This window comes from Rossellomorea sp. GCM10028870 (genome assembly GCF_042666755.1).
Lineage (GTDB): Bacteria > Bacillota > Bacilli > Bacillales > Bacillaceae_B > Rossellomorea.
The window spans coordinates 193,331-206,862 of record NZ_JBHTGN010000003.1 but is presented as its reverse complement, the minus strand read 5'-3'; the positions used below and the strand labels follow the sequence as shown (position 1 = coordinate 206,862).

Genomic DNA, 13,532 nt, shown 5'->3' with positions numbered 1-13,532 from the left:
ATGAATCAAGCAAGTGAAAAATTGAAAAAAAGATACTTAGGAGGCTGAAGCATGTCAACGATAAATGTGGCACTTCTGGGGTTTGGAACAGTCGGGCAAGGAGTCTGTGAAGCCATTGATACCCATCAGGAAAGAATAAGGGAAGTCCTCGGTAAAGAGGTAAAGGTAAGGGCCATCCTTATTAAGGATCCTGTTAAACAACGAAACATTGATTCGTCCATTAAGGTCACAACGGATTTTCAAGAAATTCTGGATATCCCGGATCTTCATGTGATCTTTGAAGCAATCGTAGGTGAAGAACCGGGTCATACGTATTTAACCAAAGCCATCGAGAAGGGAATTCATATTGTCACAGCAAATAAAGCCATGTTTGCTAAATATGGTCCGGATCTATTGGAAAAGGCGAGAAATAATGGGGTAACCATAGGTTTCGAAGCGACGACAGCGGGGGGGATTCCCGTGATCGGCAGTATCAGGCAGCTTCTTAAGGTGAATGAGATTGAACGGGTTCAAGGAATTCTGAATGGGACGTCCAATTTCATCTTATCGCAAATGAGAAAACGTGGAATCTCCTTTGAGACAGCGTTAAAGCAATCCCAGGAGAAGGGGTATGCTGAAGCTGATCCGACCAGTGATATTGAAGGCTATGATGCTTTCTATAAACTTCTCATTTTAAGTCAAACGGCATTTGGCAAGCAGCCGGACTGGAAGGATATCAGACGAAAAGGAATATCACACCTGACTGCAGAATGGCTTCAAGCAGCGGAATCATTTCGATTGCGATTTAAGCATGTAGGTTCCCTTGAACGGGATTCTTCAAATCATATCACGGGTGAAGTCGAACCAATCCTTGTCCATGACACCCATCCGTTTTACGGTGTGGAGGATGTGGAAAATGCCATCTCGCTAAAGGGCAGCCTTGTAGGCAGGATCACCCTGCTGGGTCCCGGGGCCGGTAAATTACCTACCGGAAGCGCCATGGTAGAGGATTTTCTTTCATTGATAGAACGGAAGTATACGGACTCTGCCCAAAGCACAGTGAGCACCGGGGAAGTTCATCAAGAGAGCAGCCACCAATGGGTTCTGAGGATCCGTGAAAATGAAGATTATCAAAGCTGGATCCCATCGTTTACATTAAAGGATCGCATTCAGCTGGACGATTACTTGTATGTTTTTGTTGAAGGTAGCAAAGACACACTTCAAACTCTTCTAAGGACACATGACGATATTCAAGCCGTTTCTATTCTAAAAGAAATTCCGTTGGAAAATGAGGTGAAAACTGGCGTCGCCGTTTCATAAAAAAAGTATTAACCAAGTATCATATCGATCGTTGTTTAAAGGAAATGTTTATCACGATGTTGATTGGAGCGGCAGATGCTTGACTCCCGAGGGAAGCGAGCACCAGGAGCGGAAAGCAGCCATTAGTGAAAAATAGCTTCAAAAAAAGGTCTGATAGAAAGTAGGGGGATCACTTGAGTATTATTGTTCAAAAGTTTGGTGGAACCTCTGTTGGTTCTACAGATCGAATCAAACGGATGGTCTTCAATGTCTTGAAAGAAAAAGAAAAGGGGCATGACGTTGTCGTAGTGGTTTCAGCTATGAATAAAACGACTGATACCCTCGTGAAATTGGCAGGGGAACTTTCCACAGAGCCAAGCAAGAGAGAAATGGATATGCTCTTAAGCACTGGGGAGCAGGTGACGATTGCCCTTTTGACGATGGCCCTCGAACATCAAGGAGTAGAAGCAGTGTCGCTGACAGGCAGGCAGGCGGGGATCCGAACCGACGGAGTATTCGGAAATGCGAAGATTACCTCAATCGATACGCATCGGATCAAATCGGAGTTATCAGACGGACGAATCGTCGTAGTAGCCGGCTTTCAAGGGATTACGAAAGGAGGAGAGGTGACCACATTAGGGAGGGGCGGTTCGGATACGACGGCAGCTGCTCTTGCATCGGCGTTAAAAGCCGTCAGATGTGATATCTATACAGATGTGGATGGTGTGTATACATCGGATCCCCGGGTCGTTCCCCGGGCATCGAAAATTGATACCCTCTCCTATGAGGAGATGCTGCGCTTAGCCACCATGGGAGCGGGTGTCCTGCATCCAAGAGCCATCAAACATGCGAGGGAACATCACGTGCCGCTTGTTGTTTGTTCCAGTTTGAATGAGGGGCGTGGAACCTTGATCAGTGGGAAAACTCATAGAAATGCTTCAATAGTCGGAGTGGCCCATCAGGAAGACATCTCTGTTCTCACAATATTTGATTGCCAGGGAGGAGAGTCATTGATTCTTTATGATCTCGATTCACACCATATCGAGACAGAAATAGTAAAGTACGGGGAAAACCTTGTCCTCATCGTTAAAGAACAGGATTTTCAAGCAGTAAAGAGAATCGTCGAACAATATAATCAGGCCTACTCCCATATAGAACAAAGAGAAGATCTATCTAAAGTATCTGTGATTGGACGCATCAACTCATCCCATGAGGTGAAAGAGAAGGTTACCAACGTTTTTCATGACTACCATATTTCAAAGGTGTCTATATGGGAATCTTCAGTAGGATTAAGTGCTCTTGTGGAAAAAAGGGATGTGGAAAAGGCGGCCAGAGTCCTTCATATGCACTTTGGACTGGATTATATAGAAACAAAGAGAGCTGTCTTATAAAGGAAAGAGTGGTGATGCCATCTGACTGTCACCACTTCCCAAATGGAGAAGTGTATAGGCATCCCTATACACTTCTTCTATGGACTGATCAACACAGGTGTACCGATCGGAATGAGGCCTGCCAACTCCTCAACGTCTTTATTATACATGCGTATACACCCTCTGGACACGGCATTCCCAATGGAACTGGGGTCATTTGTCCCATGGATCCCATAACTCTCTTTTGATAAACTCATCCACATCGTTCCAAAGGGGCCACCGGGATTCGGTGCTTTATTAATGATGATGAATTCCCCAATTGGGGTTTCGAAGAGTACTCTACCCACTGCAATGGGGTACTGCTTGATTTGGATGCCGTCTTTGAATAAACGCAGCCAGCGGTTGTTAACAGAGACTTGAATACGGTAGGGATTCGCAGTAGCGTCAGGAATCCCCGGTATGGTGATCGTTTGTCCGGGATAAATATTATCTGGGTCAATACCTGGGTTAGCATTAAGGATGACGGCCAAGGGAGTCCGGTAGTCCCTTGATATCTGACTAAGTGTTTCTCCTGTCTTTACTGTGTGTACCAACTCAAACACCTCCCAATTTCACTTTCTTTCTTAGTCTATGTACATGTGAAAAAGTCGGTTCATCAGACGAGCCGGGACATAAAAAAGCCTGCATCCAAAGAAGGCGCAGGCGTAAATAGCAGCTTATTGAGGGGGGGTCTGCTGTGGAACTGTCGTATAGCTTTGCAGCATAAGCGTCATATCCTGTTCATTTAGCTGAGGAACCTGATAATAGCCATGCTTGTTTTGATAGAGGAAAATCTCATAACTCATTTCAATGAAGTTCGGTACACTGTCTGCCACAACGCGGCGTAATACGGGATTTGTCATTTCAAGAGCCGTCATGGCAAGCAGGGTGGCCAGAGATTTCGTTTGTCCAAGCATATAAGCAGACAAGCCTTTATCTGAAAGCTCATTGACGGATTGGTTTGGTTTTTTGGGTGTTCCTGGTTTTACCCCATAAGTAGTGGCGTGGGATTGGGTCATTTTGTATTGTTGGGTTGGTACAGCAGGGTCATGCCCTGTAGAAAAGCTTCCCACAATCGTATTATACATAGTCGTCACGAAAGTTGACTGCCTCTTTAGAATATCCTTAAGTTCAGGATCCTGGATGTGTTGATCATACATTTGATACTGATCCAGCATGCTGATGATCCCGGCAATAATTTCGTGGGCATCAAATAGTTCATGGCCACCATGATCTTTACTTTGGTTATTCATCATATTGGGTGGCATTTGAGTTCCCGGTTGAGGCGGCATATTAGGTTGATTTTGCATGAGTGTTTTCCTCCTATTTAAGTGACATCGTTGATTAGAATAACCACATATTTGTCAATTATGTATTTCTTCACCCCAGAATGGTTTAATACTCACCGGCCTGTCCGAATACAATAGGAAGAAGTCATTTTGAAGGTGGTCTTAGAATGAGTATATTTCTGAGTTATATCGTTTTGGGATTATCTCTGTCTGCACCCATGGGACCGATTAATGCCGCTCAATTGGACAAGGGGATTCGCTTCGGGTTCTTCCACGCCTGGCTTGTGGGAGTAGGCGGCATGGTGGCGGACGGAGTATTTATGCTCCTCATTTATTTTGGACTGGCTCAATTCGTTGATACCCCGTTGATAAAATTATTTTTATGGGCCTTTGGTTTTTTTGTCCTGACGTATACTGGGATTGAAAGCATCTTAAAGTCGGGTTCCCTCACCTCATCCTCAAGTGGTGATCTATACGAAACGAAAGGGAAAGCGTTTCGTACAGGCTTTTTTATGGCAATTTCAAATCCATTAAGTATTTTATTCTGGCTAGGAATCTATGGTTCTATTCTGGCTCAGACTTCAAGCTCTTATGAAGCGGGGCAACTATTTCTGTATAGCATGGGGATATTTCTCGGGATCACACTTTGGGACCTGACGATGGCAAGTGTTGCGACGGGTGCGAGAAAGCTGGTCAGTCCCCGGATCCTGCGATTGATCTCCATCATTTCCGGATTCATCTTGATGGGATTCGGTATTTATTTTGGTGTGAACGCCTGCCGTTTATTGTTCGGCTAGACAGACACCCATAAGGCTCCCTCCTAATAGGATAAATGTGTAATCTTTAGGAGGGATCGGCTATATGTTACGTTCGAAAAGTTGGATCGATCAACACATGGATGAACTTACAAACTGGCAGCAATCAGCCTATAATCATTTCTCGGCTGTGATGTCCGACGAACATCATCCCTATCCATGTGTGCCTGGAAAACAAGGCTTTCAGTCAGATACATTACGTTTCGGCTTTGCAGATGATCCGAGGAATGAAGCGGCATCTGAAGAGCTGGCGGGCTTGCTCAAACAATATGGAAAAATCTCAAGGGATACAGGGACTTACGCATCTCTTGTCGTGTTTTTTAATTCAGAAGGAATAGGGGAAGACAGCCATTCCATTGATTCGTATCAACATATATTCTGGACTCTATTAAATAGGATACATGAATTAGATGAAACACCTTGGCCGGACGGTATAGCAAAGGATCCCCATCATCATACATGGGAGTTTTGTTTTGAGGGTGAACCGTATTTTGCCTTCTGTGCAACACCGGCTCACATCGTAAGGAAAAGCCGTCACTTTCCCTACTTTCTTGTAGCCTTCCAGCCCCGATGGGTGTTTGATGAAATTAACTCTTCCACTGCATTCGGACAGAAATTAAAGAAAGTCATTCGGAAGCGTCTTATTGAATATGATGAGGCAGAGCCGCATCCAAGCCTGAAATGGTATGGGCAGGAAGATAACTACGAATGGAAACAATATTATCTTAGTGACGACGATTCTTCACTTTCGAAATGTCCATTTTTAAGCCAAAAGAAAATCAAGAGTTAAAGCGTTCCGGCTTTAGCTCTTTTTCCTTTTATGAATGTCGCTATCGCAATCACCATGATGAATCCGATGCTTACAAAGAACCCTATGCGACTCACATGATCAAGTAGTGTACCGCTGATGGCCAATAAAATGAGAGTGAGAGCAAAGAGTGTTTGGATGCGGTCCCAACCGGTTTTGCTCATCAGCTTGTGAAAGGAAGCGAGAATGAATATCCATGTGTAAAGGAGCATGAGCCCCGCCGCTGTAGTGACATACTCGAATAGTTTATCCGGCAGGAGCATGGCAATCACAATCGAAAGAGCGACAACCAGGGTGGTGAGTCCGAAAGCAGGCAGGGGAACCTTCATTTTCCCTTTTTTGGCGAAAACCTTCGGAGCATCTCCTTCTTCTGCCAATGCCACGAGCATCGTCGTGACCGCGTACAAAGAAGCGACCATGGTGGAGAACCCGGCAATAATCAGAATGGCATTGAATACATGCGGGACCCAGGGAAGGTCATATTGTTTAAGGGCCGTAAGAAATGGACTTTCATTCGAATCAATCCTGCCGAGAGGAACGAGCTTTAATACGAGATAAAAGGATAAAAGATAAAGGATCGTTAAAATGAGAAGCATGATATTCCCGGACTTTGGTGCCTCCTTGGGATCCTTGAGCTCCTGAGCCATTAAACCCATCACTTCAATTCCTCCAAATCCATAAAAGGCAAAAAGAAGGGCGAGCCAAAGCCCTTTCCCATCTTGTGGAAGAACTTCTTTTAATGGAGATTGAAGCTGCTGAGCCGCCCCACCGATTCCTAGCCACCCGAACATGGAAGCACAAGCGATGATGACAAACATCACGATGGCCGCTACTTTCATGATTCCAAACAGATTCTCCATTTGCTCTACTTTCTGCACACCCATCAGGATAATCAATAATCCAAGACCTGCAAATACTGCGGTGAAGATCCACAGAGGAATAGCAGGAAACCAGAATTGGGCAAAGAGAGCAAGAGCGGTTAGTTGACTCCCCATGATGAGCATTTCTGCCGACCAATAGACCCAGCCGTTGCTGAACCCTGCCCATGATCCGTAAGCCTGCTTTGCATAAGTACGGAAGGACCCCTTTTCAGGATGATGGGCCGTTAACTTTGCAAGGGCCTGAAACACCATCCATGTTCCAATTCCGGCCACTAAATAGGCAATCAGAACGGAGGGGCCCGCCTTTTGAATGGGGATGGCTGACCCCAGGAAGTACCCTGTTCCGATGATACAGCCCACTCCAATCAAGGAAAGCTGCCACCATGATAGATTTGTTTGATTTGTACACTTACTCATACGTTTTTCACCTGACCTTTAACCTTCATAGTTTGACATTGGGGCTCATGAATTATGTGAAGCGAACAGAATGATTTCCATGGGAAAGGAAAAAGTAAGGATGACTGAAACTAAGGAGGCTGGATCATCTTGAAGATTAATCCGAATTGCTGGAGTGAACATGGAGAATTAAAGACGGTGTTGGTGTGTTCGCCTTCTACATCGGATGTACCCGATCAAAGAACCGCGGATTATGTGGGATGGGAGAAGCCTGTTAACCAGGAAAAAGCTCAAGAAAACCACGTGGGAATGATCAGGGCGATGGAAGACGCGGGGGTAACGGTCATTAATTACTCTGAATACCTGACGGGTGAGAAAGCTGCACTCAATCACCAGCTGATCAACCGGGTATTTGTACGCGATTTGGCCTGTGTGTACGGAAATACTGTGATTCCAGGAGATGCGGGGATTACAATGAGAGCCCCTGAATACATTCATAGTCATGAGCTGTTTCAATCGTGGTTGGACGAAAAGACGTTTTCAATCAGCGATAATAATGGTTTGAAGGCATTGGAAAACGGTGATGTATTCGTTTTGAATAAGGATGCTGTCTTTATCAATACGGGAATGCGTACAAGTATTGAAAGTATAGAGAAGATAAAGCAGAAAGTCTTTCAAGCAGGATTTTCTGAGATTGGAATCATCGATCTACCTCGAACGGGGGAAACCATGCATTTGGATATGAACTGCAATGTGGCCGGGTCAGACCTGCTCATTGCGAAGAGTTATATGAGACTTTTCCCAGTACAAATCATCGGTGAAAAGGGTGGCCGGTATGTGATGATGGAGGAATTTATTAAGCGCCAGGGCTTTGAGGTTCTATGGACAGATGACGTAAAGCATACGGTTGCTGATATTAATTTCTTAAATCTTGACCCCGAAACCCTTTTGGTAAGCACGAAAGCGAGTAAAAAAATAGTGAAAGATCACCCGAAATTGAAAGGCAAGAATTTGATTGAAGTGGATGTGAATGAGCTTGAAAAGGGCGGTGGTGGGATCAGGTGCATGACGCTGCCTTTCGAGCGGGGATAACGGATAGAAAATCACATATATTGGTTATCCTGAAAAATACATAAAGTGTATTTTAACGACACCAACCTTGGTCAACCGACATCATTTCCTGGGAAAAGATGTTGAATACTGTAGGGAATATAGAGTTGACAAACCTTTGCTTCAAGACCTTTTAAAAAGGAAAAAGCCTGCGATCTTAAATCTGATCGCAGGCTTTGTTTGTAAGGGAAAAAATTAGTCCAACTGAATTCCATTCTGTTTTATTTTGCGAATTCCTCCATTACCAAAACGAGTTTACATAGTTGTTCATGTGTTCAGGTACATGGTGGAATAAGGAAAGATTCAGTTTGGTTTTGTTACAGGATTTGGTATGATAAATGTGAAGAAATTCACAAATGAAATGAGTTGATACTGTGGAAAAGAAAATCGTCATAGCGGGGGGAACAGGTTTTATCGGCCAGTATCTTCAAAAGAAATTCCTTGAGAAGGGCTATAAAGTGACCATCATTTCAAGACAGTCTCCCCATGTTTCCTGGGATCGTCCCAATGACATTGTTCAGTCATTAGAAGATGCGGATATGCTCATCAATCTTGCAGGAAAATCAGTCGACTGCCGTTACAATGAAAAAAATAAAGACGAAATTTTCAGGTCCAGGACGGAAACAACGAAAATATTGGGGAATGCCCTTCTACAGTGTCAGAATCCACCTCCTTTATGGATCAATTCCAGCACTGCAACGATTTATCGTCATGCAGAGGACCGGCCCATGACGGAGGAAAATGGAGATATCGGTACGGGCTTCTCTGTTGAAGTAGCAAAAAAATGGGAGAAAGCATTCTTCTCTTTTTCATTACCAGCAACCAGGCAGGCGGCTTTGAGAATCGCCATCGTATTAGGGCCGGATGGCGGTGTGATGACACCATATAAGAATCTGGTCAAATTTGGTCTGGGAGGTGTGCAGGGGCCTGGCGATCAGAGATTCAGTTGGATCCATGTAGAAGATCTGTTTCAGATCATTCTTTTTCTGAATGAAGAGAAGGAGTTAAATGGAGTGTTTAACTGTTCATCTCCAAATCCAGTCACCAACCGTGAATTGATGGCACACGTAAGGAGCGTTATGAACAAGAAGATAGGGCTCCCGACCCCTAAATGGATGCTTGAAGCAGGTGCCTTGTTAATCAAAACAGAAACCGAACTGGTCCTGAAAAGCAGATGGGTCATTCCGGAACGGTTGGAAAAAGCAGGATTCGTTTTTCAATATGGTACATTGGAAAAGGCTCTCAGGCAGATTCTATCCAAATAATCATGAAAGGACTTGTCTTCTGTGACAAGTCCTTTTTAGTGCTACTGATTATTCTCCATAAAATTATAAGTCGTCCAACAGCGATTCATCTCGATCCCTTTTTGCTCCGCATACTCATCGCCCCATTTACACATTTCAAAAAGAGTTGTTTGCAGCTTCTTCCCCATATCTGTCGTAGAATACTCGACCTTCGGCGGGATTTCCTGATAGACCGTCCGCGTGACCAGGCCGTGCTCTTCCAGCTCCCGAAGCTGCTGGGTAAGCATTTTTTGAGTGATGTTCGGGAGAGAACGCTTCAATTCGTTAAATCTCTTCACCCCTTCGTTTAAATTCCACAGTATGAGTACTTTCCATTTTCCTCCTATAACATCGATGACCAAGTCAATGGCGCATTGGTATTCGGGGTTTAGTTGTTTCATTTGAGTACCTCCTTGGTTTCTAAACGGTAACTAGGATACTAAATAGTGCCTGCTTGTGTAACAAGTATATAGTATATATTATATACCATATACAAAAATTAATTATAAACTCTAATGGGAGATGAATAGATATGAAAGCATTACTTTTACACGATAAAGGTTTATGGAAAGACATGAAGGTGGAGGAAATCGAAACACCTTCGCCACAAAAGGGAGAACTTCTTGTGGAAGTCCATGCAGTCGGGTTGAATCCGGTTGATTATAAGACAGCGACCAATGGGATGCCTGCCTGGTCCTATCCGCATATTCTCGGTCTTGATGTGGCAGGAGTGGTAGTAGAGACAGGTAAGGGAGTGACCGAATGGAAGAAGGGAGATCGAGTCGTTTACCACGGTGACTTTACCAAAAAAGGAGGCTATGCGGAATACGCGATTATCAATGCGCATACCGTTTCACGCATTCCTGAAAGTGTGTCATTTGAAGATGCTGCGGCTCTTCCGACGGCAGGTTACACAGCTTATCAGGCACTTCATCGTAAATTACCGTTCGATCAGGTAAATACAATTCTGATCCATGGCGGTGCCGGTGGAGTAGGAGGGTTTGGCGTGCAGCTTGCGAAACTTGCAGGTAAGACTGTCATATCCACTGCTTCCGGTCACAATCATGAATATGTAAAATCCCTCGGGGCAGATTTCGTCATCGATTATCGTGAAGAAGACGTGAATGCAAAAGTGTTGGAAATAACCAATGGACGGGGAGTGGATGCCGTGGTGGACGCGGTCAGCAGACAGAGTGCAACAGACTCTCTAGATGCTCTGGCATACATGGGTCACATGGTATACATTGCTGGTGCGCCTGATTTCACCAAAATCAAATCATTCACTAAAGTGGTTTCTTACCATGAGATTGCCCTGGCGGCAGCACACCAATCAAATGATGTCATCGCTCAGAAAGATTTTGCCGTCATCGGGGTTGACATGCTGTCCTTATTGGAACAAGGAAAATTAGATGCGATGCTGAAAGAAACCATCCGACTTGAAGAAGTTCCTAAAGCATTGAGCCGTTTATCAGAACGCCATGTGAAAGGGAAAATAGTGGCCAAAATAATATAATGTAAAAAGGAGAGCCTGTTGGTCAGGCTCTCCTTTTTACATTATATGTTGTTTTGACGCAAATAATCCAAACTCATCCTGACGCTTTCAATAGGGGAAATCCTGGACTGATCCTGTTCGACGATCCACCAATCCACATCACTATGGATACCATAGTCGAGAACAGAAGCGAGGTCCACACCTCCCGTTCCCAGTTCAGCAAAAAATCGTTCCCCGTCCAACGTCATATCTTTCAAATGTACAAGAGGGGTTCGTCCCTGATATCGTTTCAACCATTCCACCGGCTTTTCTCCAGCAAAGGTCAGCCAGTAAATATCAAACTCTGCCTTTACCCAGTGAGGGTTCGTTTCATTCAAAATCATTTCCAGTGCCGGTTTTCCCGTCGATAGGGTGGTTAGTTCAAAATCGTGATTGTGATAGCAAAGGGTGATCCCTTCGTTAAAACATAATTCCCCAATTGAATTTAAATCATCAATCAAATGAACATAATGCTTCTCTGTTCTCTCTTCAGGTGGAAGATAAGGACAGACAATATAGCTGCTGCCCAGCTCCAATTGATCATGAATCACTTTCTGGACATCGTTTCTCAGTTCAGAGAGAGGAATATGACTTGAAGCGACACGGAGATCCAAACTATCGAGTGTGCCCTTAAGTTCTTTCGCGGATAACCCGCCATGGCCGGCCAGCTCAACACCCTCATATCCCAACCCGGCCACTTGTTGAAGTGTCCCTGTAAAATCCTTTTCCGTTTCATTTCGCAGAGTATACATTTGCAGGGCAATCGGTATTTTTTTCATGGTCACACTCCTATTACGTAATGGTTTTTATTTTCTTGAAATGTTCTCATTCATTTGGGAAAGGACGCTCTTATATACTTCTAAATTCTCCTCCGATATACCTTTAAGAATCGTTCCGTCGTATAAACCTTCTATAAAAGGGGACAGCTCATCCTTGGCAGACATGCCTTTCTGCGAGATAAAAATTAAAAATGACCTTCTATCTTCCAGGTTCCTCTGTTTGTATATCAGTTCTTTCCGTTCCAAGATGTCCAGGATTCTCGTCAGGGTTGGCTGATCTTTTTCTGATTTGATGGCAAGTTCTTTCTGACTGATTCCATCCTGTTCCGCTAAGCGCTTTAGAACCGTCCACTGTTCGGGCGTAACATCAAATTCCTTCAGATGCAGGGTAAGGAATCGAATAATATTCTTCACTGTATGGCTCGTGTACAAGCCGATAGATTCATCGCGGGACATAGTCACTGTTTTCACCTACTGCATTCAATTTTTCTTCCTTTTATCATACATGAAATGGAGGGTTTTAGAGAGGTTTAATAAAAGAAAACGAAATTACTTGTCACAACAACTACATTTACAAATATACTTGTTGTGGATATAATTAGTATAACAACTAATTAAACGAAGGAGAATTTTATGAGTCATTCAACTCCATCAACTATATGGACACGACCATTTTTTATGGCACTAGTAAACAACTTTCTTATATTTCTTGTATTTTATTCGTTGTTAACGGTCCTGCCCCTTTACGTGATCGATGAACTTCAAGGAACGGAAGGGGAGGCAGGACTCGCTACTACCATCTTTTTATTATCAGCGATCATTGTCCGACCATTTTCCGGTAAAATGATTGAATGGTTAGGGAAACGCAAAACGCTCATCATCAGCGTTTTATTTTTTGGCATCTCCTCATTCTTGTACTTTTGGGTCAATGATTTTTATCTGTTAATGGGGCTTCGCTTTTTTCATGGGATTTGGTTTAGTATCAGCTCGACGGTTTTAGTCGCGATCGCCGCAGACATGATTCCCCCTCATCGGAAGGGAGAAGGGCTGGGTTACTTCGCTATGTCGATGAACTTGGCTGTTGTCGTCGGACCGTTCATTTCGTTAGCCCTTATTCAGTGGATTCCATATACGACCTTGTTCTTGGGGCTTGCATTCGTCATAGTCATTGGATTCATTTGTTCTTTCGGCATTCAGGTCATGGAGGGGGATGTGGTTGAAACAATGGACTCCAGACGCTTAACCTTTAAGGATTTGGTGGAAGTTAAAGCGATCCCGATTGCACTTGTAGGATTTTTAACCTCATTTGCATACTCAGGCATCATGTCGTTTATTTCGGTCTACGCCAAATCCATCGGTTTATTTGAATCAGTCAGCTTATTTTTCGTTGTTTTCGCAGCGGCCATGTTGCTTTCACGCCCATTTACAGGACGTTTATTCGACCGATCAGGACCGGATGCAGTCATCTATCCATCCTTATTTATTTTTGCCATTGGGTTGATTTTGTTGAGTGTCACACATTCCGTCGTTCTATTATTGATTGCTGGAACACTCATCGGACTCGGATATGGGGCACTTCTTCCAAGCTTTCAGACGATGTCCATACAGGCCGCACCAAAAAAAAGGACGGGGCATGCGACCGCAACATTCTTTATTTTTTACGATCTGGGGATTGCCGTGGGATCGTTTGTGTTGGGAGTCTTTTCGTTTCAGCTTGGATTTTCTGCTTTGTATATCATTTGCAGTGGAGTGATTTTCGTCACGATAGTGGTTTATAAAGCAACCATACATGAGAATCATGTTGAAAATCAGAAAGCGGGCGTATTGGAATTGTAGATAAATGAGTAGGAAAGCATCCTTCATGAGAGGGATGTTTTTTTATTGTCTAATTGAGAATAATTTTCAATTAGTTGTTGACAAATACAAGGAAAGTTTGTATGGTTTACATATAGT

General features: G+C 43.8%; 14 protein-coding genes. 8 read left to right on the top strand and 6 right to left on the bottom strand.

What is annotated here, in order from left to right; genetic code table 11:
- Positions 1-51: 51 nt before the first annotated feature.
- Positions 52-1,299 carry a homoserine dehydrogenase gene (locus ACFQWC_RS14985; protein ID WP_299743424.1) on the top strand — a complete coding sequence of 416 codons (1,248 nt, stop codon included), beginning with the start codon at positions 52-54 and terminating at the stop codon, positions 1,297-1,299.
- A gap of 173 nt (positions 1,300-1,472) precedes the next feature.
- Positions 1,473-2,669, top strand: coding sequence for an aspartate kinase (locus ACFQWC_RS14980; protein WP_377108237.1), 1,197 nt, complete (start codon positions 1,473-1,475; stop codon positions 2,667-2,669).
- 77 nt (positions 2,670-2,746) lie between these two features.
- On the opposite strand, the gene ACFQWC_RS14975 is transcribed toward ACFQWC_RS14980, so the two are convergent.
- Entirely contained in the window at positions 2,747-3,241 is a 495-nt protein-coding gene (locus ACFQWC_RS14975) for a L,D-transpeptidase family protein (RefSeq protein ID WP_299743429.1), read from the bottom strand.
- A 123-nt stretch (positions 3,242-3,364) separates the two neighbouring features.
- Positions 3,365-3,997 carry a spore coat protein gene (locus tag ACFQWC_RS14970; protein ID WP_341356928.1) on the bottom strand — a complete coding sequence of 211 codons (633 nt, stop codon included), beginning with the start codon at positions 3,995-3,997 and terminating at the stop codon, positions 3,365-3,367.
- A gap of 146 nt (positions 3,998-4,143) precedes the next feature.
- Here ACFQWC_RS14970 and ACFQWC_RS14965 point away from each other — a divergent pair, with 146 nt between their 5' ends.
- A complete protein-coding gene (locus tag ACFQWC_RS14965) occupies positions 4,144-4,773 on the top strand; it encodes a LysE family transporter (RefSeq protein ID WP_377108234.1) in 630 nt (209 codons plus the stop codon).
- 64 nt (positions 4,774-4,837) lie between these two features.
- Positions 4,838-5,581, top strand: coding sequence for a YqcI/YcgG family protein (locus tag ACFQWC_RS14960; protein ID WP_377108232.1), 744 nt, complete (start codon positions 4,838-4,840; stop codon positions 5,579-5,581).
- Here the strand turns inward: ACFQWC_RS14960 and ACFQWC_RS14955 are convergent.
- Positions 5,578-6,897, bottom strand: a complete 1,320-nt coding sequence (locus ACFQWC_RS14955) for an amino acid permease (protein ID WP_377108230.1) — start codon at positions 6,895-6,897, stop codon at positions 5,578-5,580. The two genes, ACFQWC_RS14960 and ACFQWC_RS14955, sit on opposite strands and share 4 nt — an antisense overlap.
- Before the next feature lie 129 nt (positions 6,898-7,026).
- Here ACFQWC_RS14955 and ACFQWC_RS14950 point away from each other — a divergent pair, with 129 nt between their 5' ends.
- Complete coding sequence (locus ACFQWC_RS14950) at positions 7,027-7,968, top strand: arginine deiminase family protein (RefSeq protein WP_377108228.1); 942 nt, start codon at positions 7,027-7,029, stop codon at positions 7,966-7,968.
- 392 nt (positions 7,969-8,360) lie between these two features.
- Positions 8,361-9,251, top strand: coding sequence for a TIGR01777 family oxidoreductase (locus tag ACFQWC_RS14945; protein ID WP_299743444.1), 891 nt, complete (start codon positions 8,361-8,363; stop codon positions 9,249-9,251).
- Positions 9,252-9,292: 41 nt separating this feature from the next.
- On the opposite strand, the gene ACFQWC_RS14940 is transcribed toward ACFQWC_RS14945, so the two are convergent.
- Entirely contained in the window at positions 9,293-9,670 is a 378-nt protein-coding gene (locus ACFQWC_RS14940; protein ID WP_299743447.1) for a winged helix-turn-helix transcriptional regulator, read from the bottom strand.
- Positions 9,671-9,801: 131 nt separating this feature from the next.
- Here ACFQWC_RS14940 and ACFQWC_RS14935 point away from each other — a divergent pair, with 131 nt between their 5' ends.
- The gene (locus ACFQWC_RS14935) at positions 9,802-10,782 is read left to right on the top strand and encodes a zinc-binding dehydrogenase (RefSeq protein ID WP_377108225.1); all 981 of its coding nucleotides are present in this window, start codon (positions 9,802-9,804) and stop codon (positions 10,780-10,782) included.
- Positions 10,783-10,823: 41 nt separating this feature from the next.
- Here ACFQWC_RS14935 and ACFQWC_RS14930 read toward each other — a convergent pair whose 3' ends face one another.
- Both ACFQWC_RS14930 and ACFQWC_RS14925 read right to left on the bottom strand, forming a co-directional pair.
- Complete coding sequence (locus tag ACFQWC_RS14930) at positions 10,824-11,579, bottom strand: sugar phosphate isomerase/epimerase family protein (protein WP_299743450.1); 756 nt, start codon at positions 11,577-11,579, stop codon at positions 10,824-10,826.
- Positions 11,580-11,606: 27 nt separating this feature from the next.
- The gene (locus ACFQWC_RS14925) at positions 11,607-12,035 is read right to left on the bottom strand and encodes a MarR family winged helix-turn-helix transcriptional regulator (RefSeq protein ID WP_299744006.1); all 429 of its coding nucleotides are present in this window, start codon (positions 12,033-12,035) and stop codon (positions 11,607-11,609) included.
- A gap of 177 nt (positions 12,036-12,212) precedes the next feature.
- Here ACFQWC_RS14925 and ACFQWC_RS14920 point away from each other — a divergent pair, with 177 nt between their 5' ends.
- Positions 12,213-13,415 (top strand): MFS transporter, encoded by a 1,203-nt coding sequence (locus ACFQWC_RS14920; RefSeq protein WP_377108223.1) that lies wholly within the window; start codon positions 12,213-12,215, stop codon positions 13,413-13,415.
- Positions 13,416-13,532: the final 117 nt, after the last annotated feature.

Bases quoted from the DNA above. Each gene is read 5' to 3' on its own strand.
- ACFQWC_RS14985 (WP_299743424.1), top strand. From the start codon at position 52: ATGTCAACGATAAATGTGGCACTTCTGGGGTTTGGAACAGTCGGGCAA.
- ACFQWC_RS14970 (WP_341356928.1), bottom strand. From the start codon at position 3,997: ATGCAAAATCAACCTAATATGCCGCCTCAACCGGGAACTCAAATGCCA.
- ACFQWC_RS14965 (WP_377108234.1), top strand. From the start codon at position 4,144: ATGAGTATATTTCTGAGTTATATCGTTTTGGGATTATCTCTGTCTGCA.
- ACFQWC_RS14960 (WP_377108232.1), top strand. From the start codon at position 4,838: ATGTTACGTTCGAAAAGTTGGATCGATCAACACATGGATGAACTTACA.
- ACFQWC_RS14955 (WP_377108230.1), bottom strand. From the start codon at position 6,897: ATGAGTAAGTGTACAAATCAAACAAATCTATCATGGTGGCAGCTTTCC.
- ACFQWC_RS14940 (WP_299743447.1), bottom strand. From the start codon at position 9,670: ATGAAACAACTAAACCCCGAATACCAATGCGCCATTGACTTGGTCATC.
- ACFQWC_RS14935 (WP_377108225.1), top strand. From the start codon at position 9,802: ATGAAAGCATTACTTTTACACGATAAAGGTTTATGGAAAGACATGAAG.
- ACFQWC_RS14930 (WP_299743450.1), bottom strand. From the start codon at position 11,579: ATGAAAAAAATACCGATTGCCCTGCAAATGTATACTCTGCGAAATGAA.
- ACFQWC_RS14925 (WP_299744006.1), bottom strand. From the start codon at position 12,035: ATGTCCCGCGATGAATCTATCGGCTTGTACACGAGCCATACAGTGAAG.
- ACFQWC_RS14920 (WP_377108223.1), top strand. From the start codon at position 12,213: ATGAGTCATTCAACTCCATCAACTATATGGACACGACCATTTTTTATG.